We start from the raw sequence: 26506 nt of genomic DNA, 5'->3' as shown, positions 1-26506 counted from the left end.
CGGTGCGGGAGGATGGTGGGGTGATCCAGGGCGAGCTGTTCAGCGACCCGGGCGAGCCCCGGGGCGGGTCCGCAGGCGGGCGCGAGCGCTCCGAGCCGGCCCCCGGTGCCGTCCTGCTCCCCGGCTGGCTGGACCTCGACGCGCAGCGTCGGCTGGTCGCCGCCTGCCGGGAGTGGGCCCGCCCGCCGGCCGGCCTGCACACCGTGCGGATGCCCACCGGCGGGATGATGTCCGTCCGGACGGTGAGCCTCGGCCTGCACTGGTACCCGTACGGGTACCGGCGGGTCGCCGAGGACGGCGCGCCCGTCAAGCCGTTCCCGCCCCTGCTCGGGGACCTGGCGCGCAGGGCCGTCGCCGAGGCGTACGGATCCGCCGTGGGGGAGGTCGCGGGCGCGGCCTCGTACGGGCCGGACATCGCGATCGTCAACCACTACGCGCACGGCGCGAGGATGGGCCTCCACCAGGACCGCGACGAGCGGGCGGACGCGCCGGTGGTCTCGCTCTCGCTGGGCGACACCTGCGTCTTCCGGCTCGGGAACACCGAGACCAGGACCCGCCCGTGGACCGACCTGGAGCTGCGCGGCGGGGACCTGCTGGTGTTCGGCGGTCCGGCCCGGTTCGCGTACCACGGGGTGGTGCGGACGCTGCCGGGGACGGCCGATCCGGCGCTGGGGCTGGTCGGGCGGCTCAACATCACGGTGCGGGAGTCGGGGCTGGGGTAGTCGGTGGGGTGGGGTCCCGTCGCCCGCGGGCCTTGCCTTGCCGTGCCGTGCCGTGCCTTGCCTTGCGGTCCGTCACCTGTTCGTCGACTCGTCTACTCGTTCGAGTGAACTGGGTGCTCCGGACCGCTGCGCGGGAATGACCCGGGTCGCCGGAGAATTCGAGTGAGCTGGAGAATTCGTTCGGAGTCCGAGAGGAAGCGTGCGCATGGGAACCCCCGTCGACGACCTTGTCGATCTGCTCGACCTTGAGCAGATCGAACTCAACATCTTTCGTGGGCGCAGCCCCGAGGAGGCGCTGCAACGGACGTTCGGCGGCCAGGTCGCCGGGCAGGCGCTGGTCGCGGCGGGGCGCACGGTGGACGACGAGCGCCCGGTCCACTCGCTGCACGCCTACTTCCTGCGCCCCGGGGTCCCCGGCGTGCCGATCGTCTACCAGGTCGACCGGATCCGCGACGGCCGCTCCTTCACCACCCGGCGGGTGCTCGGCATCCAGGGCGGGCGGTCGATCTTCGCGCTCACCGCGGACTTCCACAGACCCGAGGCGGGCGGCATCGAGCACCAGTACCCGATGCCGTCCGTCGCCGCCCCCGAGGACCTGCCCAGCGCCCTGGACGAGGTCGGCTCCCGGCTCGGCGAGCTGCCCCCGTTCATCAGCCGCCGCCAGCCCTTCGACGTCCGCTACGTCGACCGGCTGCGCTGGACGAAGGAGGAGCTGGAGGGCGTCGAGGCGCGCAGCGGCGTCTGGCTGCGCACCAACGGCCCGCTGCCGGACGACCCGCTGATCCACGTCTGCGCCCTCACCTACGCCAGCGACATGACGCTGCTGGACGCCGTCCGCGCCCCGGTCGAGCCGCTGTGGGGCGAGCGGAGCTTCGACATGGCCTCGCTCGACCACGCGATGTGGTTCCACCAGCCGTTCCGGACGGACGACTGGCTGCTGTACCAGCAGGAGTCCCCGATCGCCCACGGCGCGCGCGGCCTGGCGCGCGGGCAGATCTTCGACCGGCACGGCCGACTGGTGGTGTCCGTGGTGCAGGAGGGGCTGTTCCGGCCGCTGAAGCGCGGCGACGGGTAGGTGGCCGGGTGGCCGGGCTCGTGCGCCGTGTTGCGCCCTCGTGTGCCCTGCCTGCTGCCCGTGTCGGTGCGTTGCCGCCGTGTTGCGGTTTCGGCGGCTCCGGCCCGGCCGGAATGATCCGTCCGTGCGGACGGTGTTGTGGATGAGCGAGACGGACGGCCCGAACGACGGGCCGTCCGCGGACCGACCGGGAGGGTGACCCGATGACGGCGACGGCCGCGGAGGACTGGAAGCACTGGAGCGACGGCCGGGCGGCGACGGTGAGCGCGCCGCACGGCCAGCTCGCACTCACCGGCACGCACTGGCTGGAGCCCGAGCCCGCCGAGATCCCCGGCCTGCCCGGGCGCTGGTGGGCCGACGCCGAGGGCGTCCGGGTCCGCGCGGCGGCGTCCGACGGCATCACGGTCCACGGCGCCGGAGCCCCCGTGGAGGGCGAGGTGCTGCTCCGCCCGGACACCGACCCGGCCGCCGACACCGCCACCCTGGGCGCCCTGCTGCTCGTCCCGATCGAGCGCGAGGGCGAGCCGGCCCTGCGGGTCTTCGACCCGGCCGCGCCCCGCCGGGCGGCGTTCGCGGGCATCTCCGCCTACCCGTACGCGCCCGAGTGGGCGGTCTCCGCCGTCTTCACCCCGTTCGAGGACGGCGACGCGCGGTCGGTCGTGGTCCCGAACGCCGACGGCCGGGAGCGCCCGCTGGCCGTATCCGGGCAGATCGCCTTCACCGTGGCGGGCGAGCACCGCACCCTGACGGTCAGCCGCTCGGGGCGGCGGCTCAGCGGCGTGATCGCGGACGCCACCAGCGGCATCGACACCTACCGCTTCCGCTTCATCACCCTGCCGGAGCCGGACGCCGAGGGCCGCACCGTCCTCGACCTCAACCGGGCCTACCTGCCGCCGTGCGCCTTCTCGGACCACTTCATCTGCCCGTTCCCGCCGCCGGGCAACCGGCTGGACTTCGCGGTGGAGGCGGGGGAGAAGCAGGTGCTGAGCCGGTAGGGGGCCGTGGGCGGGGGGTCTGCGGGTGGTCTTGCGGGTGGTCTGCGGGCGGGCCCCTGGCGGGACCGGGCGGGCCGGGGGTTCCGCCGGTGCCGGGCCCCGGTGCGGGGCTGCGCGGGGGCGGAGCGGAGCATGGGGGACTATGTCGAACGATCAACATTCCACGCCCGCCGGTTCCTCCACGCCCTCCCCGGCCGCCGCCGTCCCCTCGTCTCCCTCCGCCTCCGTCCCGTCGTCTCCCTCCGCCTCCTCCTCCCCTGAACCCGAACCCGATCCCGGGCCAGGGGAGGTGCCGGGGGCCGGCTCACCCTGGTACCGGCGGGCGTTCGCCGACCTCAGCCCGCTGCGCGACCACCCCGACTACCGCCGGGTCTGGGCCGGGCAGGCCGTCTCCTCCATAGGCCAGCAGATGACGGCCGTCGCCGTCTCCGTCCAGGTCTACGATCTGACCGGCTCCGCCTTCGCGACCGGCCTGGTCGGCATCTTCTCGCTCGTCCCGCTGGTCGCCTTCGGCCTCTACGGCGGCGCGATCGCCGACACCGTCGACCGGCGCCGACTGGGCCTGATCGGCTCGGCCGGTCTGGCCGCCGTCTCCGCCGTCCTGGCCGCGCAGGCACTGGCTGGCCTCGGCCTGGTCGCCGTCCTGTACGCCGCCGTCGCCGTCCAGGCCGGCTTCTTCGCGATCAGCTCGCCCGCCCGCTCGGCGATGATCCCCCGCCTGGTGCCCAGCCACCAGCTCCCGGCGGCGAACGCGCTGAACACCGTCAGCATGAACCTCGGCCTCACCGTCGGCCCGATGCTCGGCGGCGTCCTCATCGGCGCGTACGGCGCCCAGGCCGCCTACCTGATCGACACCGTCGCCTTCACCGGCACCCTCTACGCGATGTGGCGCCTGCCCGCCATGCGGCCGCTCGGCGATCGCAAGGGCCGCGCCTCCGTCCTCGACGGCCTCCGCTTCCTGCGCGAGCAGCCCAACCTGCGCACCAGCTTCCTCGCCGACCTGGCCGCCATGGTCTTCGGCATGCCGCGCGCCCTCTTCCCGGCCATCGCGGTCACCTTCTACGGCGGCGACGCCGGCACCGTCGGCCTGCTGGTCTCCGCCCCGGCCGTCGGCGCCCTGATCGGCGCGCTCTTCTCCGGCTGGGTCGGCCGCGTGCACCGCCAAGGCCTCGCCGTGCTCGCCGCCGTCGCAGCCTGGGGCCTGGCCATCGCGGCCTTCGGCGCCCTCCACAACCTCTGGCTCGGCCTGCTGCTGCTCGCGGTCGCGGGCTGCGCCGACACCGTCAGCATGATCTTCCGCAACACGATGATGCAGGTCGCGGCCCCGGACGAGATGCGCGGCCGGCTCCAGGGCATCTTCATCGTCGTCGTGGCCGGCGGCCCCCGCCTCGGCGACTTCGAGTCCGGCACCGTCGCGGCCCTCACCAACCCGGCCACCTCCGTGATCACCGGCGGCCTCGCCTGCGTCGCCGCCGTCCTCCTCCTCGCCGCCCGCCGCCCCGCCTTCCTCACCTACGACGCCCGCCGCCCCACCCCCTGACCCCACCCGCCCGAACCTGGCAGCGAGCACCCCCCGACGTGCTGTATTGTTTTCCACGTCGCCGGGACAACCGGAGATAAGGTCGAGAAGCCCACAGCAGAGCCCCCCAGGCCCCGCTGCAGGCGCCGAGACCACGGGACGTGGCGCAGCTTGGTAGCGCACTTGACTGGGGGTCAAGGGGTCGCAGGTTCAAATCCTGTCGTCCCGACAGTGATGTCGGTTGTGAGAGCGGGTACTTGGGAAACCAGGTGCCCGCTCTTGCTGGTTTTGGGGCCCGTTTTCTGGTCCCGGGCAGTTTCCAATGTGGTCCCCAGGTTTGGCCGCAGGTGTGTCGCCACCCGTTGCTCCAGTGGCTGGTGTGTGGATTGTTCTTCGATCTCAAGGTGAAGTGCGAGCTCTCCTGCCGTTTTGCTGGAGCGAGGCGTGGTGGCGCACTTGACCTTTGGTCAAGTGGGTCAAACTGGTTCATATCGGGTCACTTCTAAGGCCCTTCTGGCGCCTACTGCTTGCCGTGGTGTGAATCGGGCAGCATCAGAGCGGCTTGTCAGCGGCCATTGCGAGGCGATGGCAGTTACGGCGTGTTACCAGTGGCGGGTGATCGGCCGTCGCGTTGGAGCTTCTCGAGGTGACGGGGCAGGGCTTGGCCGGCTTCCAGGATCCGGAGCACGTCGGGGTGGAAGCAGCGCTGGGTGGTGGTGATGAGCCGGTGGCCTGCGATTTCCTTGAGGATGTGCGGAAGGATGCCGGCGTCGGCTATCTAGGTCAGGCCGGTGTGGCGAAGGTCGTGGCGGCGCAGGTGTTCGTAGCCGAGATCTCGGGTGACGTCGTCCCAATGGGTGGCGTCGCGTAGGACGGCGGTGCTGATGCGACCGCCGCGCGGGCCGGTGTAGAGGCGGGCGTCCGGGTCGCCTCGCGTTGCTTGGAGCCGCCTGATGATGAGTGGGCGCAATGGTTCGATGATCGGGATGAGGCGGGCGACCCTACCCTTGTGTGCTTGTCGACCAGGCCGCCGGGGGCGGGGGTGGTCTGTCGGCGGCAGGTCAGGAGCCACTTGTCGGTATCGACGTCGCGGGCCCGGACTCCGGAGACCTCGCCGATCCTTGTGGCCGTGCAGGCACTGTGGACAACGACATCACCCCATCCGCGATAGCGGTTGTAAGAGGCCGCGACCAGGGCATCGGCGAGTTCGGTGAGGGCGTCCCAGTCGCGCAGGGCGAGGGAGCGGGGATCCCGCAGTTCGTCTTCGACTTGCTGGTATTCGCGCTGCCAGCCGGTGATGTGGGCAGGGTTTTGTTCGAGGATGCCGTCCACGATGGCCTGCTCGAAGATGCGAGAGAGCATGGCGAGGGTGTTCTTGATCGTGGAGCGGCTGCAGCCATCGGCGATCCAGCCGAAAACTGCCGCAGTGATGAGAGCGGTGGTGATCAGGCGGAGGGGGAGCCGCCCGAGCCCGGGCTCGATCCGCAGGCGCCAGTCGGCCAGGTAGGGAGCGTGAGTGGTGGTTTCCAGGCCGGTCAGGATGACCGGGAGGCGGAGGTTGACGTAGCCGCCCAATGGCATGGAGGCCAGGGATGGGAGGACAGGGCTGCCGGTGGCGTCGGCCAGGATGGTCAGCCATTGGGTGACCAGTGTTGGGTCGAGCCCATTGTGGACGGCCCCTGCCAGGAAGCTGGCCCAGGGCGGCGTTGGTGAGCGGTGAAATACGGTATCGCGAGCGCAGGGCGCTCGGCGGAGCCGGAGGGTCGGCGGTGGTGATCTCGCTGAACAGATCCGGGGCGCTGATTCCCAGGGATGCATTGAAGTACTCATGGATCACGGTTGCGCCGATTCTGTTTGCTTGTTTGATGCCGTCACTGCTTCATGCTCTATGGTGTGCCGTCGCTGCAGGACATCGACCAGTCCGTCCTCGCGGAGATCGACGAGATGCGCGACCGGCTGCGTCTCCATCTGCGCACTTCACGTCGCTGGGAAGGGCAGCTATGGCGTAACCTCACGGCGCGGGCGATCGCAGGATCGAACACGATCGAGGGCTACGCCGCGAGCGTGTCGGACGTCGAGGACATCATGGTCGGCGAGGTGCCGATCGATGCTAACGAGACCGTCACGGCCGAGATCGAGGGTTATCGGCAGGCGATGGCCTACATCCAGCGCCTCGCCGAAGCGGGCGACGACTTCGCCTACATCAAAGGCCTGCTCAACGCGTTGCACTTCATGATGCAGGGCCACCACCTGATCAAACGGCCCGGCTGGTGGCGTACCGGGCCGGTGTACGTCACCTCTGCCGAAGACCCGACCATCGCCGCTTATACCGCCCCTGATGCCCAGCAGTTGGCAGTACTGGCTGACGAGCTGGTTGATTGGCTGAACGAGGGCGACCTGAACGCTCCGGGACTGGTGCGGGCCTCGATGGCGCACCTGAAGCCGGTGGCGATCCACCCGTGGTCGGACGGCAACGGGCGGATGTCCCGCGCGCCCTGCACACCCTGGTCCTGGCCCGTGAAGGGATCATGGCACCGGAGTTCTCCAGCATCGAGGAATGGCTCGGCCGGGCCCGCAACACCTACCGCTACTACGACATCCTCGCCGAGGTCGGCGGCCCCGTCTGGACTCCTGACCGAAACATCCTGCCCTGGATCCGGTTCTGCCTGCGCGCCCACCACCAACAGGCCCAGAGCGTCGAGCGCCAGGTGAACACCACCCGCGAGGTCTGGACCGCCCTCGACAAAGCCGTCGAGCAGCGCGGCTGGCCCGACCGCATGCTGTACGCCCTCTACCCCGCGGCGATGGGCAATCGCCTGCGCCGCGCCACCTACCAGGCCGACGCCGAACTCAGCGAGCAGCAGGCCCAACGCGACATCCGCGAACTCGTCCGCGCTGGCTGGCTCACCGCCAAGGGCGAGGCCCAGGGCCGTTACTACACCGCTGGCGCAGACCTGCCCGAGGAGATCACCCGTGGGGTACGTGAGCCCCGGCCGCTGCGCGACCCCTACGCGTAAGGTCGAGCCGGAGAACAGCGCGGACGCGCCGAGCGGGCTTCGGCATCGCGCCGCCGCTTCGCGTCGACTGCTCGGCAGCGGTAGATTTGACTAAGTCAACGGACTTCCTCGGAGGAGTGCTGTCCAGCACCTTCGCCCTCGGAATCCAGCCCGCCTGCCCCCAGGACGAGGAAGCATGGACCCTCACGACGACCCGGTGACGCTCAACCTTGCCCGCATCGCTCGGCTCGCCGGTGTCGGTCGGGCCGCGGTGAGCAACTGGCGTCGTCGCTATCCCGACTTCCCGCAATCCGCAGGTGGCACCGACGCCAGTCCCGCCTTCGTGCTGGGTGAGGTCGAAGCATGGCTGCTCCGCCACAAGAAGATCGAGGATGTCCCTCGGGATCTGAGCCGGCTGTGGCCGAAGGTTGAGGACCTAGGCGACCGGGAGGGCATGGCGCACGTGGTGGCCGCGGTCGGTGAACGCCTGACGGAGCCCGTGCTGCGTCCACCGGCCGCCGCTCCGGAGCCGGACGGAACGACTCAAGCGCTCGTGGCGGAGCTGTTGGAAGCAGTACGCGGCCAGTCTGCCGTCGAGGCGTTCTCAGACCTGATGGAGCGCTGGCACGGTGTCCACGTCCGCCAGGTGCCCGCCACTCCCGAACCGCTGGCGCGAGCTGCTGCGGTCCTCGCCGCCGGAGTGCGTGGTGCCTCCCCGGTGCGCGACGTCCTGGATCCGGCGTGCGGGCTCGGGACCTTCCTGCTGGCCGCCGCCGACCAGTGGTCCAGGCAGCTGCCGGCTCCGACGCTGGTGGGCGTGGACAGGGACCCCGCGCAGGCCCGGCTCGCCCGGGTCCGGCTCAAGCTGGGGTATCCCGGGAACGAGTCGGACGCCCAGTGTGCCGACGTCCTCCGTGGTGCCGTCCGACCACCGCTCCCCGTCGATGTGGTGTTGTGCTACCCGCCCTCCAATGAACGTGACTGGGGTCGCAATGAACTGATGTCCGACCCCCGTTGGACGTACGGGCTGCCTCCGCTCGCGGAGCCCGAACTTGCTTGGATCCAGCACTGCTTGTCCGTGCTGGCGGCTGACGGGGTCGCCGTCGTGGTGCTGCCGCCGGCGGTGTCGGCGCGTCGGGCCGGGCGCCGCATCCGAGCCGGCCTGGTGCGGGCCGGAGTCCTACGGGCGGTGGTTGCGCTGCCCGTAGGAAGTGCCCCGCCGTACGGGGTCGGCCTGCACCTGTGGGTGCTCACGAAGGACGGGCAGCCCGGCAGCCCCGTGGTGTTCGTCGACGGCTCGGACTGCCGTGAGACCTCCTCCAGTGGGCGGGGCACCGTCACCAACTGGGACGGCTTGCGAGAGCGGGCGCTCGCCGCGCTGCGGGGGGAGGAGCCGCTCGGCACGGCGCAGGTCCTTGCCGAGGACCTGTTGGACGACGAGACGGACCTGACCCCGTCGCGGCACACGACGGTGCGGCGAGCCGTCGGTCCGGGGGAACTGCGCCGGGCTTGGGCGGACTGGGACGGCGCTCTGGTGAACCTGACCGACGCGGCCCGGGTCCTGAGCACGTACCGTGCTGTCGCCACCGACCCCGACGGAGCGGACTTCAGCCTGGTGGCCGACTGGGAACGGTCCGGCGCGCTGCGGGTCGTGTCGGGGCGGACGCCCGCGCAGGCGCAGTTCCGGCAGGGGCCGGCTCCGCGGGACGGGCTGCGCATCGTCACGGCCTGGCGGTCGGAGCGGGACGAGTCACCGTGGCTTCCCACCGCGCAGGCCCTGGAGCTGGAGGCCGCGGGACAGGCAGAGCTGACCGAGTTCGGCGACGTCGTGGTGGTCACGGCCGCCGGCGACTTCGACGCCTGGGTGGAGACTGCGGGTCCGCGCTTGCTCACCGCACAGACGGTCGCGCTGCGCCCCGACCCGGAGCTGCTTGATCCGTTCTTCCTCGCGGCCTGCCTGCGAGCTCCCGGGAATGGGCGGGGCGCGGCCAGCCACGCGTCCACCACGTCCCGGGTGGACGTGCGGCGGCTGCGCGTTCTGCAGGCACCGTACGAGCGGCAGCGGGTGGTCGGCGAGGTGTACCGGCAGTACGTCCGGTTTCAGGCCGCGCTCGCCGGGCTCGGTGAGAGGGGCGAGGCTGTGGGGACGGTCCTGGCGGCCCTGCTGGGGCAGGGCGGGCTTAGTGGGGGATGATTCCCGTATGGTCGGTCAGTTCTGGCCGGGCAACCTGTCCAGCAGGTTGGTGACCTCCGGACGGAGCCGCGCTGACTCCGGGTCGGTCGGCTCCCCTTCAAGCAGCTCCCTGATGTCGAGCCCTGCTTCCATGCACAGCTCCGCACACGGCGGGCCCGGCTGCCCGTCGGTGACGGCCAGCAGGGTCTCGGCCTCCGCCAGCCAGCGCGGGGCCAGGGTCGCACCGCTCGCGCCGGTTGCCACCTCCGCACAGAGCGCACCGAATCGCGCGCTCGCCAGGCGCTCGCGGTGCTCCCGGTCGAGTGGGCCGTCGGCCAGTCGGTGTTCGATGGACCGGTAGGCCTGCCGTGCCGCCACCTCCTCGCCTCGTACCACGTGTGCGCGGGCGACGAGGAGATGGGCGTCGGTGACCATCAGGTCGCCTGGCCACCGACGGTCCGCCTTGGGCAGGAGCAGACCCAACTCGTGCACGAAGTGATCGGGTGCACCGCTCGCGACCTCGTGGCCGGCGGCTACGAGCAGTGCGCGCAGCCCGGACCGGGTGAGCCCGCCGACCGGTGGCCGCTGCACCCGCGGTCGGTGTCCGGAGGCGGTACGCGCGGCCGGCTCCGCCGTGACTGATCCGCCGTCGTCCTGCCGGTAGGGCAGGGTCGGGTCGGGGGAGAGCGTCGGCTGCGGGGCCGGATCACTGGGAAGGGGCAGGTGGGCGCGCCAGACGGCAAGCGCCTCGGACACGGTGGGGCGGTCCCGGGGATCCTTCGCCAGCAGCCCGTCGGTGATCTCGACGATCGGTACCGACAGTCCCGGGACGAGCGCACTGAGCAGTGGGGGGCGTTCCTCGCGGTGCCTGCGCATCAGCTCGACGTCGTCGCCAGTGAAGACGGGTTCGCCGCTGATCATGCGGAAGCCGATGCAGCCGACGCCGTAGAGGTCGGCGGCCCCCGTGGGGTTGCGCTCGCCACGATGGAGTTCGGGAGCCATGTACCCGAATGTTCCCGGGGTGTAGTCCTTGGTGTAGCGGGTGGCTTCCGGCGCGAGGGGGAGGGCGATGCCGAAGTCGGTCAGATACAGTCTGCCGCTCTCGTGTTCCAGAAGGATGTTCGGGGGTTTGACGTCGCGATGGATGACGTGCTCGGAGTGGATGCGGTCGAGTACCTCTAGGAGAGGCACGATGACCGAGGCCACTGCCGGTAGGCCGGGCCGATTGCGTTCGAGGAACTTGCGCAGGTCGAGGCCGTCGACATACTCGGTGACGAAGTACCAGCGCAGGCCTGTGAGGTGCTGGTGCACCAAGCGGGGGACGCCTTGGCCACCGAATTGCTGATGTAGCCGGCACTCCCGTGAGAACCGCCCGCGGTCCTCGCGCGCGGGTTGGCGTACCCCACTGCCCGTCCGGTCGTCCCGCAACTGCAGGAACTTGATCGCGACCTGCTGTCCGGTCTTCAGATCGTCCGCTTTGTAGACGACCCCCATCCCGCCCCGCGTCCCGTCGTCACACCGGACGAACCTGTCTGCCAGCTTCTCGTCCGCAGACCACGGCTCCCGCACTGCGTTCCCTCCCCGGTTCATCCGCGTGAGGGAGACGATACAGCATGTAACTAATGCGTTGACTCCGTTCACATCGTGCCTCATAGTGTTGCTCCCGTCACCGCGCTGTGAGGAGTCCGCTCTGTGCTGCCATGGATGAGCCCACCTGGCATGGTGGGTGCCGGCCGCATCGTCCGCATTCCGGTCCGCCACCTGCGCGACAGCCCGTCCGCCTGCCCGATGGGTCGGGCGCTGGACGTGCGGCGTGATGTCGCGGTACGCGGGGGCGCACCCGCGTTCGTGCCGGTGGTGGACTTCCCGTTCAAACCCTGGGGGCAACTGGTTGACCAGGTCGAGTTCCACGGTGCCGCCGACGTCGGCGCGGCGCTCGCCGCGTGCGGGCGCGCCCTGTCCCGGTCGCTGCCGCAGCACGTCGAGTACGCCGCCGGAGCCGCCGCCGCCTACCGTGCGGCCTGGTTGGCCGAACAGGCAACACGTGACGGAGGTTCGATAGCCCGTACCCTGCCTGTCGCCCCTCAGTGGATGGCGCTCCGGACAGCGCTTGAAGCTCCCGATGCCCGCGGCGTCACCCACTACGAGCGCACCGCCTGGGGCCGGCAGTACGCCTCGTCCGACGGCAGCGTGCGGGAGTTGGTGATCCCCAGCCTGGGGCCGGCCAAGGAGGTGCTGCCGCTGGCCGAACTGTCCGCCGTGGCATCGGTGCTGCTCTACGGTCGCCCGGTGCAGGACGCGTTCGCCACCCCGGTCGAGCCCGTCCCGGACCTGCCCCCGCCTCCTCAGCGGATGCGGATCTTCTCCGCAGGCCTCGCGGACGGGCGTCTCGTCCTGCTGCGGGCGGCGGAGAACGGCGTCGAGGCCGACTGGACGGCGGCCCAGGTGCAGTCGCTGCACGGCGCCCAGGTCGCCCCGCGGCTCGCCCGTGCCCTGGACGGTCGTGAGCTCAAGCCGGGCTCCGACTGCGTGCGGTGCAAGGGCTTCACGGCCTGTCCGGCGGTGCCCCGCGCTCCCGGCGTGCTCGTCGCGCCGCCACCGCGTCGGACGCGCAAGCGCCGCAGTGTGTCCGTCAGCGACCTGCGGGCGCACCGCGATTGTCCGGCTCGCTACCACCTGACCCGGGTGCTCAAGCTCAGGGACGGCAGGATGGAGAACGAGGCGCTGCGCCGGGGGCGGGCCGTGGACGCCTGGCTGAACGAGCGCCATGCCGATCCGCTCGGCCGCGCCTGCCACGAGGTGCCGCTGCCAAAGCATCTGGACGGCCTCTCGGAGGAAGAACTGCCGAGTGCCATTGCCATGTTGCGGTCACACCGGCGGCATTGCCCGTTGAACATGCCCGCAGCCAGCAAGCTCAGGCCGCAGTACCGGTTGGCCGTCCACGACCCGCAGGCCGACGTCCTCGTGGTCGCCGACTGCGACCTGCTGTACGAGGAGCGCGGCGGTGTCGTGCTCCGCGAGACCAAGACGGCGTCCCGCGCACCGTCCAGCAGTCTGGACCTGCTGGAGAAGTACCCGCAACTGGCCCTCGGCGTGCTGCTGCTGCATTCCGGTGTGCTGGGTGGCGACGCCCGCCGCTCCAGGGTGGAACTGGAGACGCTGCGGTCGGACGGGCCTTCGCTGGAGGAGTTCTCCCCTCGTGATGCGGCCACGGTGGAACGGGCCCGGGCCGTGCTGGCCGGCTACTCGGTACCGTGGGCCGCCGACAGCCGTTACGAAGCGCTGCCCAGGGCCGGCTACGCCTGCACGGACTGCGAGGCCTTGTCCTGGTGCGCGGCCGGCCGGGAGCGGGCAGTGGGTGACGTGCGGGCGACGGGGCGTCGCGAACGGGGGACGCCCTGATGCGTTCGACCGGACCCGGCCCGGCCCCGGAAGACCTCTCTACCGCCGCCGTTGACGACTGGGCGGCCCACGACGGCGTCCCGATGCTGGCCACCGTGGCCCGCGCCCTGTGCGTCCTGGAGCATCTCGATGGTCTGGAGGCCTTCCGCCTCCCGTACCCGTCGGTGGTCCAACTCGCGCTGGACCGCTCTGCTGTGGCCTTCCTGCGAAACGACGCCCGGCCGCCCGCGTCGCTCGCCGAACTCGTCCAGCGCTGCGCCCAGATCCCGTTGGAGGACTGGCCGTTGCGGCTCCCCACGGACGCTGCCGGCCCCGACGACCTGCTCATCGATCCGGTCTCCTGGCGCCCGACCCAGCTCTGCCACGAGTGGGGCGAGTGGGAGGCACACGCCCAGGATCCGGCGGTGTCACACCGCGACCGGCTGGTGATCCACGGGGCGCTGGAGCGCTGCCAGGCGTACGGGGAGGAGTCCGCCTACGCCGAGTTCCGTCGGCTGCTGGTGCAGCGGCCGGTGCTCACCACGGCCGAACACTTCGCCCTGCACCGCGACTTCGCGCTCGAGCCGGTGTGGGACCTGATCGACCTGATCTATCCTGAGGTGCCGCGTGCGATGAGCCGGAACGGACAGTATGCGGTGTGCGGCCGGTGCGGCACGCTGCTGACCCCGGTCTCCGGTGGCGAGTGGTGGTGTGAGCGTGACCGCTGCCGGCGGCTGGGCGATCCGCCGGTCGGCCGCTGGATCGATGCCGAGCAGGCGGGGGTCGTCCACCAGTTGGAGCAGCCGCTGCGGCGCCATGTGACCGGCCCCGGCCTCGCCGAGGTGGACCTGGAACGTGGACTGACCGCTCTCGGCCTGACGGTGACCATGTGGCCCGGGTTCGATGCCTACGACCTGCTGGTGGTCTTCTCCGACGGCCACCGCTGGGCCATCGACGTCAAGGATTGGGCACACCCCGGATTCCTGGGCCGCGCGGCCCGTCCGGTACCACCGCGGCCCCTGTACGACGAGGCCTTCTGGGTGGTCCCCGCGTACCGGGTCCGGGAACGGCCCGACTACCGGCAGACCTTCGAGCGTTCACGTTCCGCCTCGGCCCGCGGACTGCTTCTGGTGACCGACGAGGAGCTGGTGAACGCCGCACGGAAGCGGTTGCGTGACATCGGCACGACCACCCGTGAGGAGACCGACCATGCGTGACGAGCGCAGCGCCTACGCTGAGGTGGTTGCCGCACTGGGGCCGGAGTGGGCCGGCGCGGGCGCCCCAGACGGGTTCACACCGCTCGACCTGTGCCGAGTCGAACTCGGTCTGCGGCTGTTGGAGCGGCTGTCGCCGGAGACTCCGGCCGAGAACGCCTACGCCTTGTTCAGCGGCTACCCGTTCGCCACCCGTGCCGGATTCGCGGACCGTCCGTGGCAGCGCACCGCGCTCGCCGCGGCCCGGTACCTGCTCTGGCCACTGCGTCGCCGTGCCTGGCGACAGGCGCTGGAGGCCTATCGCCTGCTGCCGGACCGACTGCGGGCCTACGCGCTGCCTCCGCTGGACTCCGCGCAGCCGCCGCGACCACAGCTGCCCATGGTCGCGGCGGACCGCGTGCGAGTCTACGACCGCGCCCTCGCCGCGGTGCCCGGCCTGATCGTGCGCGACCTGGACGACGCGCCCGCCGGCACGAGTGCCTTCCAGGAGCGCCGGCGGATCGCCTCGGTGACCATCCCGGAGGAACTGGTCAAGCCCGCCGGGCCCGGACACGACCTGGCTGCGGGCAGACCGGGTGGCGGCGCGCCCCTGACCGTGCCCCGCGCGGAGCTCTACGCGACGGCTCGGTGGATGGACGAGCGGGAGCGGGAAGCCAAGCTCGAGAGCCCGGGCCACTGGGTGCGTCGTCTCGACGGCCTGCGGTTCGCCGTGCGGGACCGGACCGGTACGGACTTCGCCGAGACGGAGGCGCTCACCCTGGACGGCCTGATCCAGTTGGTCGGCATGGTGGGCGCCGGCAAGAGCACCTTCATGTCCCTGGTCGCCGTCTGGGCGGCGCGCCGGGAGACGCCGCTGCGCACCACGCTGGTCGTCAGTGACGTCGCCGAACAACTGCGGCTTTGTGCCCAGTTCGACGCCTTGGGGATCCCGGTGGCCCCGGTGCTCGGCATCACCACGCGGGAGCTGCACGTCCAGCGGCTGCACCGGCGGCTGGCGTCCCGCGGCTTCCACAGCATTCTCGATCAGGAGGACCCCGGCTTCGATCTGCTCAGCACCGTCTGCCTGGTGAGCGGTCTGCGAGGGGTGGAGGGCGGCCCGCTGGAGTACCGTGACGCGCCCTGCAACCGGCTGCACCCCGAACCGACGGCCCGACGGCGTCCGGAACCGGCGTCCGCCGCGCCGCTGCAGGCGTGGTCGCCCGAGGGACCAGCGCCGCAGGAGCCGCCGCAGCGGTCCGCCCCGGAGAAGCTGCCTGGTCAGCCGCACGCCTGTCCGATGTGGGGTGGCTGCCCGCGCCACACCGCCGTCCGGAGCCAGGTGGACGCCCTGGTCTGGGTGGCGAATCCGCAGAGTCTGGTCCAGAGTCAGGTTGCCGTCCAGCTCAACGACGAGCGGCTGCGCCAGCTGGAACTCGCCTGCCTGCGCAGTGATCTGATCTTCGTGGACGAGGCGGACAACGTCCAGATGAGCCTGGACCGGCTCTTCGTCCCGTCCGGCACGCTGGTGCGCCCGGACCCGGACTCCTGGCTGGACCAGGTGAACCGCTACAAGATCGAGGAACTGAGCCGGCGCGGTCGACTGCCGCTGACCGACGGGCAGGTGGCCGAATGGAACCGAGCCCTGGGTGGCGTCACGCTCGCCGTCGACCCGCTGTGCACACTGCTGATCAAGGACGAGGAGTTGCGGACCTGGGCGGAACCGTCCTACTTCAGCCCCTGGACCCTCCAACAGAAGCTCCTCGACGGCCTCTTCCGGGACCTGGGTCGGTTCCTCCGGGAGGCCGACCGGGAAGCCGAGGCGGACGGCGCGGTCGTGTCGGGGGACGAGGAGTACGACACCGCGGGCCCCGATGGCGAAACCCAGCTGTACGAGGGATACGACGACGTGGAGCAGACCTCCGCGCCGACCCCCCACCTCACCCTCTCGCCGGCCCGGCGAGAGTTGGAATCCGCCTGGGACGAGTTCCGTGACGATCCGTTCGGCGAGGGGGACGGCGTGGACCAGCTGGCCGCGTCACTGGTGCGGGCGGCCCGGGCTCTGCTGCACCACCTGGCCGCGGGCCGCACCCGGACGCGGATGCGGCGCCTGGCCGATGTCCTGGTCAGTCGGGTGGAGGAGGAGGTGCTGCGGCAGCGGGCCGAGGAGGGGCTGCCGGCCTCGGCGGTACGCGCCCAGGCGCTGCCGCCAGCGTGGTGGGACGCCCTGGTCCTGCGGATCTCGTTCCTGTTGTTGCTGAGCATCCTGCACCATCGGCTGGAGCGGCTCACCTTCCTCTGGCCGCAGGTGGAGGCGGCCCTGCGGCTCGACTCTCAGGGCAGGGAACTGGCCCGGCGGGTGCCGCTGGACTACGCGCCCCTGGTACCCGAGGCCCCGATGGGCAACGTCCTTGGCTACCAGTACCTGTCGGACGGGGAGGAGCGGGACGACGCGGGACGGCGTGGCGGGACCCTGCGGTTCTTCCGGTGCGCTGGTGTCGGCCGCGAACTGCTGCTCTCCCTGCACACCATCGGCGCCGACCCGGGTACCGGGCGGGGCGGACCGCACGTGGTGCTGATGTCGGGAACGAGTTGGGCCGGCGAGTCCACCCGGGCACACATCCGCGTCCCGGTCTCCGTGGTGCTGAAGCCGTCCGACGAGGCCTTGGCGGCGGTTGCCGGTACCAGCTTCGCCACCCGCTTCCTCTACGACCGGGAGGGCCGGGCGATGAGCCTGTCGGGAACGCCTCCCCGCAGCCGACTCGCCCAGGCCATTGCGATGGCCCACCGGTTGGGCGAGCCCGGGCCGGGCGGCAGCTCGGTGCTGGCGCAGGAGATCAGCCGCATCCCTGAACTGTCCCGCCGCAGAGCGCTGTTGCTGGTCGGCAGCTACCGTGAGGCGCACGCGGTGGCCGACACTCTGAACCAACTCGATGCCTGGCGGGGGAAGGTCCGCGTGCTGGTGCCGGACGACGAGGAGCGGGACCCGGACGCGGTGGGCACGGTTCCGGGTCTGGACGAGGAGCAACTCGTCGCGGTGCGTCGGGGCGACGTGGCGCGGTTCGCTGAGGACGCCGACGCGGAGGTGCTGGTGGCACCGCTGCTGGCGGTCGAACGAGGCCACAACATCCTCAACGAACAGGGTGAAGCCGCTTTCGGCGTCGCGCTGTTCATGGTTCGGCCGCACCCGCGTCCGGATGATCTGGACCTGTCGGTGTTCGCCGTCAACGACTGGCTGAGCCGGATGCTGCGGGACCAACCCCGCCCGGACGGCCTGGAGGGTCCCCACACCCTGACCGAACTGTGGGAGAAGGCCGGCTCCCTGGACGAGGCGGCACGCACCCTGCGCTTCCACGGCCGCCGGGAGTGGCGCCGGCTGCTCACCCGCCGCTACGCGTACCGGGCGCTGCCCGTCTGGGAGAAGCGGGCGTTCGCCTGGGACCAACTCGTCACGCTCTGGCAGGTTATCGGCCGGCTGGTCCGTGGTGGAGTGCCGGCCCGGGTGGTCTTCGTCGACGCGGCCTTCGCACCGGGCCTGGCCCGCCGGTTGGCGCCGGGCCCGGTGGAACGCGGTCGCTTCGCGAACGGACCATCGTCCGCAGTGACCGCGCCGGACGGTCTGCTTCAAGCACTTGGTTCGGTGCTCGGCCCCTACCTGAGCGCCTCCCCGGGAGTGGTGTCGGACTCCGACCCGGCAGCGCCGGCCCTGGTGCGCCTGCTCTACAAGCCGTTTTACGACGCGCTGTGCACCATGACGCACCGCTGAACACCCGCCGGTCCGTCCTATCCCAGCCTGACAGGAGTTCCACGTGGCACCCATCTACCGCAACGCTCGGACCACCGCGTGGATCCCGGCCACCCCCGACGCGTCGTTCGCGGCGCCGTACCGCGTCATGCCGTTCCCCGAACGCTGGCGTGACGCGGTCCTGGCGCTGTGCAACGCCTCGGTGGTCGCGGCGGGCAAGGAGCCGTGGCGGACGGTACCCACCCGGCGATTGGAACAGGTGCTGCAGGCGTTCGCCCCCGATGTCCTGGTCCTGCCTCGTTCTTACGGGGACCGTGGGCAAGGGGAAAGCGATCCGTGGCTCTGCGTGCCCGTGGGCGTCCCCGACCCCCTGCCGCCGGAGGTCCTCGACACACTGGTCGCCCACTGGCTGCGTGATCTGCGTCCCGAGCGGGAGTACCGCGGTCTGCTCAAGGACACCCTGGCCGAACTGGCGGCCCATCCGCCGCGCTGGGAGGCGCTGATGAAGGAACTGCTACCGCAGGAGACGACCGCGGGTGGCACCGCGCGTCCGGCGTCCGTCCAGTTCGCGCTCAGCCCGGACTGGCTCGCTCGGCAGGTGCTCACTCTAGGTTCCTACCCTTACCGGTCCGGACACCTGACCTTCCGTGCGATGCCGCGTGGCGCCCGTGACCAGGGCGCGCAGCTCGTCTCACAGCCCCTGTGCCACCCCGGCGAGGGAGGCAAGCCGGACGCCTGGTGGTCGGTGGTGCTGTCGATCACCCTGCAGACCACGCCGTTCGATCCGCTGCCCCGGTTCCACCTGCACTGGTCGGTGCGGCGTTGGGCCACCCGGGTCGGTGCGAAGACGGGACGGCTGCGGCTGCCGTGGGCATCGGCCACGACCGTGCTGCTGCGCCCGCGGGTGCCGTTCCTGCCGGGAACCCCGCGGAGCGAGCGGTTCGCCGTCGCCCGACTCGAGCGGTACCGAGCAGAGAACGGCGACTTCGGCGACCGCTGGAAGGACGGCGGCCCGGCCCGGATGCTCACCGGGCTGCCGTTGGGCGAGCCGTTCCCGGACGCCGACGGCATCCTCACCGACCCGGTCTCGTGGCTGCGCGACGACATGCGGGCAGCGGTCCTCTACCGGACGGCTATGGGAAGCCACGACGTCGGCGCCGGGTTCATGACGCAGCAGCTCTCCCAACTCACGGCCTGGGCGGAGCAGGCGCTCCCGAGCGGTCTGCGCCGGGCTCCCGACCTGACCTTGCTGGATCGCGGGACCCCGCTCAACGCTCCCCGCACCAACGGGCCCAAGGACGGGAAGCAGGTCGAGGAGGAAGCACAGCGGGCACGGCGCCGGCTGAGCTGCGCCTACGCGCTGGACGCCCTGCCGGAGACAGCGCGGGAGGGCGGCGTTCCAGTGTTGGAGGCGCGGTTGCTGTGGCAGTCGCCCCGGCTGCGGGACGCGGCGCTCGCTTCGCTGGTCGAACACCTTGGCCTCAAGGGTGACGGTGGTTCGTACACTGCCGCGCAGTATGAGGCGGCGACTCCGGGTGAGCCGGTCATCCATGAATGGTCCGCGCCCGAGCTGACGGTGCGCGTTCGCTGCCTGCGTCCGCTGGTCGTCACGGGTGAGCGAACGGCAGAAAGCCTGGTTGCTCCACTGGACTTGCCGAAGGGATCCCGGTCCAGGAACACCGACGTTGCGGCGGCCGTCGACATGCGCAGGAGGCGCACCGCCGAGTGGCTCGCAGCCGACTGGACCTCGGCCGCGCCCGCACTGGCGTTGGTGGAGATCGGTCGTCCGGAGAGCTTCGGTGACAAGCTGTGTGATCCGAAGTTCGCCTTGCGGCTCGGATGCGCCCAGGCCGGGTACGTCACGCAGTTCACGACGGTGCCCGTGGAGGCGGGCGGTCCGGACAGCAAGGGCGGTCGCGCGGAGACCGACACGAGTCTGGGACACCGCACTCGCAATGCCTGGGACGACGGTTTGCGCCAGCTCGGCGCACGCACCGTACCGTTGGGGGAGATCGGCGAGGGCTTGCCGGAGGGACTCCGGTACGCGGCACTGTGGATGGTCCGCAAAAACCGCACCACACGCAATCGATGGGCCGCGTACGTTCCGGTGGGCGTACTGATCACCCCGGACGCGGCGGGCACTGGGGCTGCCCGGGTCGAGGGCTGGGATCCAGACGCCCATGGCGGGGCGGGCGCTTGGGTCCCTTACCCGCTGATGCTCACGCGCCTCACCCGCCGCGCCGAAATCGAGCCGCTGCTGCCCGGTCCACGCCAAGCCACCGACGCGCAGGAGGCGGAATCCCCGGCGGAGCAGGAAGCGGCCGGCCGCCCGTCCCCCTGGCAGAATCGGGAGCAGCAGCGCCGTGAAGCGGCCGAGTGGCTGCACCAGTTGAGGTCCTCGTTGCGCGCCCAGCCAACCGTGCTCTTCGCCGAGGCACACAATGCCCGGCAGCACTGGACCTGGCTTCAGGACGGCCGCGTCGAGCGCGACCGGATCCAGGACGGTCTCGCTCCGGTCAGGCACCTCGATCCGGATCTGCGGCTGGTCAGGGTGCGGGCCGGTGCGCGGGGTGAGACACCGCAGTGGTGGGGTCTGGCCCAGGGGGGCAATCCCAATGGCATCCAGCAGGGCGTATGGCAGCCTGACGAAGCCCCGGATGGAGTCCGGGTGTTCAACAGCACGACCGCGAAGCCGGTGACAGCCAAGCACGCGGCCGTCACCGCCGACAAGCTCTCAACCCGCCCGATCCTGCAGGGCAAGCGCAAGGGTGAGCCGACCATCGACACCGACCAGAACGCCTGGCTGCCAGGCTTGTTGGAGATCGTCGTCCTTGGTTGCCATGAGGAGGACGGCGACGATCCCCGCGCCTTCGCCCTGCTCACCCACCTCCTGCGCCAGTCCCCGGACTACACCCAGGCGACGGCCCTGCCGCTACCTCTCCATCTGGCCGGACTTGCGCAGGAGTACGTCCTGCCGACACCGAAGTCCGGCGACGCGGCCGACGAGGAAGGCGCGGCCGGTGAGGCGTGGGTGGGATCCGGCTCATCGGCCGAGCCTGCCGCTGACCCGGATCCTGAGGATCAGCCACTGCCGGACCTGGAGGAGCCGGACAGTTCGGAGGTGGAGGGCGACAGTCAGCTCTCCCTCTTCGAGGTGTAGCCCATCGGCACCCAGGAGGCACCGTCGCCTGCTCAGGGGTCGGGGAGGGGCAGAACGCAATGACGCAGAGGCCGTGATGTTCGTTTCCCGACCCAGGGCTGGCTGCAGGTACGGTCGACTGCTCGCCGTTCGGACGTATGACGTGGGTCCACTGCCTGAGCAGCCGTGCCTCCTGCCGCTCGAGTACGGTGCGGGGAGAGGCGGTGATCGACTGGGGCAGGCGAAGATCAGACCTTCCAGCCGGCTCTCGGGGTGGGCGTTCATCTGGATGGCGGCCTGGCGGTGGAGGGCTGCGATGACTCTGGGGGAGAGGCTGATCCAGGCGCGGCTGGCCTCGGTCTTGGGTTCGCGGAGGTGGATCTTTCCGTTGTCGATGGCGGCGAGGGTCCAGCGGACGTAGAGCTTGCGGTCCATGAGGTGGACGTCGGACCAGTGCAGGGCGAGGGCCTCGCCGCGGCGCATGCCGGTACCGAGTAGGACCTCGAACAGGTCGGCCAGCTGGTCGGCGTACTGTTCCGCGTTGTGCCGCAGGAACGCCGCGGCCTCCTTCGGGGTCCAGCACGTGCGCTCCTTTGCGCGGGGCTTGGGCGGCGCGCAGTGCTCGGCAGGGTTGAACTTCAGCCGCCACGACCGCACCGCGTGGTTCAGCGCGTTGCGCAGCGTCGAGACCTGGTACAGCGTGACCCGGACCCGGCCGGCCTTCCGCTGCGCGGCCACCCAGTCCTCGATCTGCTTCGGCCGCAGGTCCAGCAGCCGCCGCCGCCCGAACACAGGGACCAGGTCCCTCTCCACGTAGTCCTTGTAGCCGACGTAGGTGTTCGCGGTGAGCTCCTTCGTCTGCGCTGTCAGGTCGCGGCTGCTCAGGCGGCGGCCCGGTCCGCTTCGTCGTCGATGGCGTCGTAGAGGTGTGTGCCCTGGGCCCAGTCGCGGAGGATCTGCCGGTTGACGAGGGTGAGGTCGTGGCGGGCGGCGAAGTCGCGGGCGTCCCGGGTGAAGCCGTTGAGTCCGATCATGACGGGTACGTCGGCGTGGTGTTCGGGCCGGGCGGTTCCGTTGAAGGTCTGAATGTCCCGGGACCCGACCGGTTTGCCGTAGTGCTTGCACTGCACGACCACCTTGCGGCCGAGGTGGTCCCAGGCGATGACGTCCGCGCCGAGGTCCCCGGCGCGGCCCGAGTGCTGGACCCGGGTGAAGCCGTCGCGGGCGAGCAGGGCGGCGCACGCCCGCTCGAACTCGGTGGCCCCCATCGCGTCCAGGTGGTGGATCCGGTACGTCAGGACGGCCGGGGCCTCGTCGTCGAAGTCGTCGTCCGCGTAGCGGACGTACGTGCGCGCGGGGTGAGGAGGCGGGTGACGAGCAGGAGGGGAACGAGGGCGACCGGAGCGGCGATCAGCGCCGACCACCACGGGTGTTCGGTGATCCAGCCCCAGACGTCCACGCTGAGCCAGCGCCAGAAGGTGGTGCTCAGCCATTGCCAGACGGCCTTGGCGACGGCGATGGCGAGTACCGCTCCGGCACTGGCCTTCAGCAGTGGATCGAAGGTGCCGTCATGGCGCACTGTGCGGCCTCTCGTGTGTCGTCCCGGGGTGCCGGAGTCGGGTCCTTCGGGCTGCGGGGCGGTGGGCGCGTTGCCGGGGGCTTCGGGTCGGCAGGTGCAGCAGTTCGTGGAGGGCGACGCCGTGTTCGGCCCACAGGCGGAGCCGGTCGCGGTCGACCCAGCGCACCTGGTGCTTGTCGCCCCAGGACCTGGCGTCGCGGGTGAAGGAGCCGTTGGTGACCACGACGGCGATGTCGGCGCCGTGGACGGGGCCGGCGGTGCCCTTGACCTGGTACATCACCGGGGATCCGACCTTCGCGCCGACCGTGGTGTGCTTCGCCTGCAGCACGATTCGGCCCAGCGCCGGGTGCCGGCCGATCACGTCGGCGGCCTGGTCGCCCTGTCGGCCGACCTGTCGGGCCGTCCAGCCGTCGCGGACCAGCAGGTCCCGCAACGCGAACTCGAACTGCTGGTCGTCCAGCGCGTCGATGTTGCTCAGGGTCAGCCGCAGGCCGGCCAGTCGCGCCGTGCGGGCCCGATCGGCGGAGTGGAGCCGCATCCACCACGCCGTCGCGCCGACGAGGGTTGCGGCGGCGAGAGCGGCGAGGACGGGCCAGTGCCGGGCGGCGGCCCGGACGCCGGCGGTCGCGGCCTGGACGAGCAGGGTGGCCACCGCCAGGGCGGTGACGCCGGCCGCCAGGTGCTCGGTGGCTCCCCGGGGCCGGCGCAGCCACCGGCGTCGCCGACGAGCCATTACGGTGCCACCGGGGCGGAAGTGGTCGTCGGCGCCGGATCGTTCGGCGTTGCCGTGCCGGTGTCGCCGAAGCCGATGAAGTGGCTCCACAACCACACCAGCGCGCAGACGCCGACGATCGTCCAGCCGCTCATCTTCTTCGAGCTCGGCCGCGGGTTGCGTCGGATGTGGCTGCGGACGACGTGGTATCCCTCGGGTACCGGCATCGGATGGGCTTCCCTCCCGTCGGCGGGCCGCCCCTCGCGGCCCGTTCCGCCCTCTGATGTAGCAGCGTCCTCCGATACGAACTGACGGAACGTCGACAATCGATCACAGGCCGCAGCGGGATTCGGACACGCACCTCGTACCCGACGCCGGCCTCCCGGCGGGACCTGTCGGTGGCATTGGTCAAGGCTGTCGAACCGCCTGACGCGGTGGCGCCCTCGGGGATCGAGGCGGCCGTAGTCACGACCTTCGCCCTACGAACCATCTGTCAGCTGGACGAATGACCGGCCTCGGCGGTGTGGTGGCGTCGTCGATGCATCTGGCGAGAACTGGCGGCGTACGCCGGGGGCGCAAAGAGGGGTGCTCGTGCCCTGGGTCGGTCAGCGACCGCACAGCCGCTGTCAGCCCGTCAAAGCAGTAACAGGCCGTCGAATCACGGCGATTCATCAGAAACGTGAACCGCGACTACGGTCGGGCCCTACCCTCTCGTTGGACGGGAAGGAAATGGTGGGTGACAGGTATGCCTCCTGGCGAAGGACGCACGCGGCGCCAGGGCGGCACGGGTACCGACGACGACAGTGACAGCGGTCTCGCGTTCCTGATGGGCTTCTTCGCGCTCGGCGCCGTCGTGCAGACCGCGGCCTGGCTGTGGGGACATCCACTGGCCGCCACGGCGGCACTCGGCGGTGCCGCCGCGGTACTCGTCGTTCTGCGTGCGGTACTTCGGCGCACCGCCCTCGGCCCGTCGGTGCGTCGATTCCTGCAACCGTTGTGGGCCCTGGTCCGTGCGGGCATCGCCACGCGAATCAAGCTCGCCCGTACCAGGGCCGCGGCGTCTGTCACCGGCCGTATCGAGCAGTGGGCTCACCGGCCGGTGCGTCAGGCGACGCCCGCGGAACCCGCCGCGTCCTACACGCGACGCCCCCTCAGCCACACCCTGGAGGCGTTCGAGGCCGCCACACCGGCCCGGTTCGAGCAGATGTGCCGCGAACTGCTGGAACGTGACGGGTTCATCGACGCCGTATGGGTCGGCGGCGCCGGGGACCTCGGTGCCGACGTCGCCGCCGTGGACGGCCTGGGGCGACGGGTGGTGCTGCAGTGCAAGCGGTACGCGACCCCGCTGGGGTCGGAGGCCGTCCAGAGGTTCAACGGCACCGCCCGGCCCATTCACGGTGCTGCGGTCCCGGTCGTTGTGGCGCTCAACGGCTTCACCGAACCCGCTGCCGCCTTCGCCACCCGGCAGCGCCTCCACCTCGTCGACCGCGAACGCCTCGCCCGCTGGGGTGCCGGCCAGCACCTCTACCAGGTCCTCGACATCGATTCTGGGCCGGGCCGTCATACCTGACAGCCGAGAACCGGCACGGAAGACTCCCTTGCCGGCGTCCCGAGCACCCGGGCGCCGGGACTCCGGCGAAAGGTCACAAGCCACAGGTCCGTGAGATCACATCTCCGCACGATCTTCCGACCAGATGGTCACCGCCGGCCGATCTGCGGCTAGGGTCACTCCACGACCGGTAGGGGGGCCTATGCTGCCAGACTTCAACGACCGCGGGCACCTACCGCCAGGCCGCTACCGGCTGACCATCACGCAGGCCGCCGAAGCCTTCGTTCACGCGGAGCACTTCCAGGCCTCCACCACCCGGGTCCAGATCTGGCAGGGCTTCCAGGAGTACCTCTACCAGTTCATCCACCTGGAGGAGCAGTTCGCGCCGCTGCTTCAGGGCCGCGAACTCATCCACAGCGTCTGGCTGGGAGGCAGCTTCGTCAGCGCCAAGCTGGACCCTCACAACGTGGACGCCACACTGCTCATGAACCCCGAAGCCGAGCGGGCCATTCGAGGCAATTCCGGCTCGAAATGGCTGACGACCGCCTTCAAGAGCTGGAAGGCTATGCAGGACCGGTACGGCGTGGCTCCCCTGCGGATCCCGTACGTGCCGGTGGCCAAGGTGTTCCAGCCCCAGGACTTCGCAGCCGAGGAACTGGAGTACTTCCGCGACCGCGGCCGCTGGGACGACTGGTGGCAGCGATGCCGCCGCCCCGGGGAGGGGGAACCAAGCGTGCAGAGCGCCGCGCCGGTACGAGGCTACGTGGAGGTGACCCTGTGACGGCCGAATGGCGAGAGCAGATGCGCCGACTCCACGGCGAGAGCACCGCCCGCCGACTCGAAGAGGAAGGCACGGAAGACCGGGACGACGACCTCGTCGAGAGCGACCTGCGCCGCGCCAACCTCGACTACCTCCAGCGCCACGACCCCCAGGCCCAGGCCGAGGAAGAACTGCAGATCCGACTCACCGGAGACCACGCCGTCACCGGCGCCCTCCAGTTCGACTGGGGCAACGCCCTGCTACGCCCGCTCCAGGACAGCGTCTCGGCGGCAGCCCACCAGGTCCCTCTGGAACTGACCGGACTGTCCCGCGGCAGCACCATCATGCACGTACGGCCCCGGCCGGCCCCCGACCCCGAACCGGACGACGACGGACTTCCGCTGGACATCTCACCGGCCGACGCCGGCGTGCGCGCACTCGTCAACCTGCTGCGCGCCCTCGAAGACGAGCAGGACGTCCGGGCCTGGAGCGAGATCCTCGACCCGGTCGACGTGGTCGTCAGAGCCCTCGACAAATTCGACCTCGGCATGAGCATGAAATGGCTCGCATCCGACGGCGACGTCCGCACCGCCACCCTGACAACCCGCGGCCGGGCGTACGTCGCCCGCCTTCGCGAGACCCACACAGCCGTCGACGTCCAGCGCCTGTCCGGCCGGATCACCGAACTGCGCAGCTCCGGCGTGGTACGGATCAAGACCGGGGTCTCGAAGAAGTCACCGGCCTGGGACGTGAAGTTCGACGACCCCGACCAGCTCTTCGCCATGCGCCTGGCGCTCGGCGACCAGGTCCGCTTCGTCGTCGAGCAACGCCGCACCTTCGACGCGATGAGCCGCACCCGGGCGACCGAGTACCGCTTCCTCGACGTCGACCACGGCCCCGAAGCTTTGCCTGCCAGCTGACTGAGATCCGCTGCTGCGTGGTGGGTCGGGCAGCCCGATCCTCGGGAGCTT

21 protein-coding genes and 1 tRNA gene are annotated in these 26506 nt (G+C 71.0%); 15 read left to right on the top strand and 7 right to left on the bottom strand.

Going from position 1 to position 26506, the window contains the following annotated elements:
• Positions 1-35 precede the first annotated feature (35 nt).
• The 5 genes from ABZW03_RS02465 (at position 36) to ABZW03_RS02445 (ending at position 4540) form a co-directional block, all read left to right on the top strand.
• Positions 36-722 carry an alpha-ketoglutarate-dependent dioxygenase AlkB gene (locus ABZW03_RS02465; protein ID WP_355250968.1) on the top strand — a complete coding sequence of 229 codons (687 nt, stop codon included), beginning with the start codon at positions 36-38 and terminating at the stop codon, positions 720-722.
• Positions 723-927: 205 nt separating this feature from the next.
• Positions 928-1797: an acyl-CoA thioesterase II gene (locus tag ABZW03_RS02460; protein ID WP_355250935.1), complete on the top strand. Its 870-nt coding sequence runs from the start codon at positions 928-930 to the stop codon at positions 1795-1797.
• A 203-nt stretch (positions 1798-2000) separates the two neighbouring features.
• Positions 2001-2792 carry a DUF1684 domain-containing protein gene (locus ABZW03_RS02455; RefSeq protein WP_355250932.1) on the top strand — a complete coding sequence of 264 codons (792 nt, stop codon included), beginning with the start codon at positions 2001-2003 and terminating at the stop codon, positions 2790-2792.
• A gap of 289 nt (positions 2793-3081) precedes the next feature.
• Positions 3082-4332 (top strand): MFS transporter, encoded by a 1251-nt coding sequence (locus ABZW03_RS02450; protein WP_355250929.1) that lies wholly within the window; start codon positions 3082-3084, stop codon positions 4330-4332.
• A gap of 134 nt (positions 4333-4466) precedes the next feature.
• A tRNA-Pro gene (locus tag ABZW03_RS02445) sits at positions 4467-4540 on the top strand.
• A 554-nt stretch (positions 4541-5094) separates the two neighbouring features.
• On the opposite strand, the gene ABZW03_RS02440 is transcribed toward ABZW03_RS02445, so the two are convergent.
• Positions 5095-5892 carry a hypothetical protein gene (locus tag ABZW03_RS02440; RefSeq protein ID WP_355250926.1) on the bottom strand — a complete coding sequence of 266 codons (798 nt, stop codon included), beginning with the start codon at positions 5890-5892 and terminating at the stop codon, positions 5095-5097.
• A 312-nt stretch (positions 5893-6204) separates the two neighbouring features.
• Between ABZW03_RS02440 and ABZW03_RS02435 the strand changes: the two genes are divergently transcribed.
• The 3 genes from ABZW03_RS02435 (at position 6205) to ABZW03_RS02425 (ending at position 9501) form a co-directional block, all read left to right on the top strand.
• Positions 6205-7023 carry a Fic family protein gene (locus tag ABZW03_RS02435; RefSeq protein ID WP_355250923.1) on the top strand — a complete coding sequence of 273 codons (819 nt, stop codon included), beginning with the start codon at positions 6205-6207 and terminating at the stop codon, positions 7021-7023.
• Positions 7020-7328, top strand: a complete 309-nt coding sequence (locus ABZW03_RS02430) for a hypothetical protein (RefSeq protein ID WP_355250920.1) — start codon at positions 7020-7022, stop codon at positions 7326-7328. The genes ABZW03_RS02435 and ABZW03_RS02430 overlap by 4 nt, the downstream gene beginning before the upstream one ends.
• Before the next feature lie 175 nt (positions 7329-7503).
• On the top strand, positions 7504-9501 hold the full coding sequence (locus ABZW03_RS02425) for an N-6 DNA methylase (protein ID WP_355250917.1): 1998 nt from the start codon (positions 7504-7506) through the stop codon (positions 9499-9501).
• A 15-nt stretch (positions 9502-9516) separates the two neighbouring features.
• On the opposite strand, the gene ABZW03_RS02420 is transcribed toward ABZW03_RS02425, so the two are convergent.
• On the bottom strand, positions 9517-10974 hold the full coding sequence (locus ABZW03_RS02420) for a serine/threonine-protein kinase (protein ID WP_355250914.1): 1458 nt from the start codon (positions 10972-10974) through the stop codon (positions 9517-9519).
• A 198-nt stretch (positions 10975-11172) separates the two neighbouring features.
• Here ABZW03_RS02420 and ABZW03_RS02415 point away from each other — a divergent pair, with 198 nt between their 5' ends.
• From ABZW03_RS02415 to ABZW03_RS02400, 4 genes are read left to right on the top strand one after another with little or no spacing between them, the layout of a single operon-like run.
• A complete protein-coding gene (locus ABZW03_RS02415) occupies positions 11173-12882 on the top strand; it encodes a PD-(D/E)XK nuclease family protein (RefSeq protein ID WP_355250911.1) in 1710 nt (569 codons plus the stop codon).
• On the top strand, positions 12882-14078 hold the full coding sequence (locus ABZW03_RS02410; RefSeq protein WP_355250908.1) for a Fis family transcriptional regulator: 1197 nt from the start codon (positions 12882-12884) through the stop codon (positions 14076-14078). Before ABZW03_RS02415 ends, ABZW03_RS02410 begins: the two co-directional genes overlap by 1 nt.
• On the top strand, positions 14071-17817 hold the full coding sequence (locus ABZW03_RS02405; protein ID WP_355250905.1) for a hypothetical protein: 3747 nt from the start codon (positions 14071-14073) through the stop codon (positions 17815-17817). Before ABZW03_RS02410 ends, ABZW03_RS02405 begins: the two co-directional genes overlap by 8 nt.
• A gap of 43 nt (positions 17818-17860) precedes the next feature.
• Positions 17861-20956 (top strand): DUF3962 domain-containing protein, encoded by a 3096-nt coding sequence (locus ABZW03_RS02400; RefSeq protein ID WP_355250902.1) that lies wholly within the window; start codon positions 17861-17863, stop codon positions 20954-20956.
• On the opposite strand, the gene ABZW03_RS02395 is transcribed toward ABZW03_RS02400, so the two are convergent.
• Genes ABZW03_RS02395 through ABZW03_RS02375 form a run of 5 tightly spaced genes read right to left on the bottom strand, consistent with a single transcriptional unit; the run spans position 20840 to position 23453 of the window.
• Positions 20840-21805 (bottom strand): tyrosine-type recombinase/integrase, encoded by a 966-nt coding sequence (locus tag ABZW03_RS02395; RefSeq protein WP_355250965.1) that lies wholly within the window; start codon positions 21803-21805, stop codon positions 20840-20842. The genes ABZW03_RS02400 and ABZW03_RS02395 overlap by 117 nt on opposite strands.
• Before the next feature lie 11 nt (positions 21806-21816).
• Positions 21817-22203, bottom strand: a complete 387-nt coding sequence (locus ABZW03_RS02390; protein WP_355250900.1) for a restriction endonuclease — start codon at positions 22201-22203, stop codon at positions 21817-21819.
• A gap of 26 nt (positions 22204-22229) precedes the next feature.
• Positions 22230-22514: a hypothetical protein gene (locus tag ABZW03_RS02385; RefSeq protein WP_355250897.1), complete on the bottom strand. Its 285-nt coding sequence runs from the start codon at positions 22512-22514 to the stop codon at positions 22230-22232.
• Complete coding sequence (locus ABZW03_RS02380) at positions 22504-23247, bottom strand: restriction endonuclease (RefSeq protein ID WP_355250894.1); 744 nt, start codon at positions 23245-23247, stop codon at positions 22504-22506. The genes ABZW03_RS02385 and ABZW03_RS02380 overlap by 11 nt, the downstream gene beginning before the upstream one ends.
• Positions 23247-23453 carry a hypothetical protein gene (locus ABZW03_RS02375; protein WP_355250891.1) on the bottom strand — a complete coding sequence of 69 codons (207 nt, stop codon included), beginning with the start codon at positions 23451-23453 and terminating at the stop codon, positions 23247-23249. Before ABZW03_RS02375 ends, ABZW03_RS02380 begins: the two co-directional genes overlap by 1 nt.
• A 518-nt stretch (positions 23454-23971) precedes the next feature.
• Here ABZW03_RS02375 and ABZW03_RS02370 point away from each other — a divergent pair.
• From ABZW03_RS02370 to ABZW03_RS02360, 3 genes are all read left to right on the top strand, one after another.
• A complete protein-coding gene (locus ABZW03_RS02370) occupies positions 23972-24796 on the top strand; it encodes a restriction endonuclease (protein ID WP_355250962.1) in 825 nt (274 codons plus the stop codon).
• 181 nt (positions 24797-24977) lie between these two features.
• On the top strand, positions 24978-25556 hold the full coding sequence (locus ABZW03_RS02365) for a hypothetical protein (protein WP_355250888.1): 579 nt from the start codon (positions 24978-24980) through the stop codon (positions 25554-25556).
• 20 nt (positions 25557-25576) lie between these two features.
• A complete protein-coding gene (locus ABZW03_RS02360) occupies positions 25577-26455 on the top strand; it encodes a hypothetical protein (RefSeq protein WP_355250885.1) in 879 nt (292 codons plus the stop codon).
• The last annotated feature ends 51 nt before the right edge of the window (positions 26456-26506 follow it).

Origin of the sequence: Kitasatospora sp. NPDC004799 (assembly GCF_040609095.1) — a bacterium.
Taxonomy (GTDB): Bacteria; Actinomycetota; Actinomycetes; order Streptomycetales; family Streptomycetaceae; genus Kitasatospora.
Note: the sequence above shows the minus strand (reverse complement) of the source record. Positions and strands in the feature narration are given on the sequence as shown.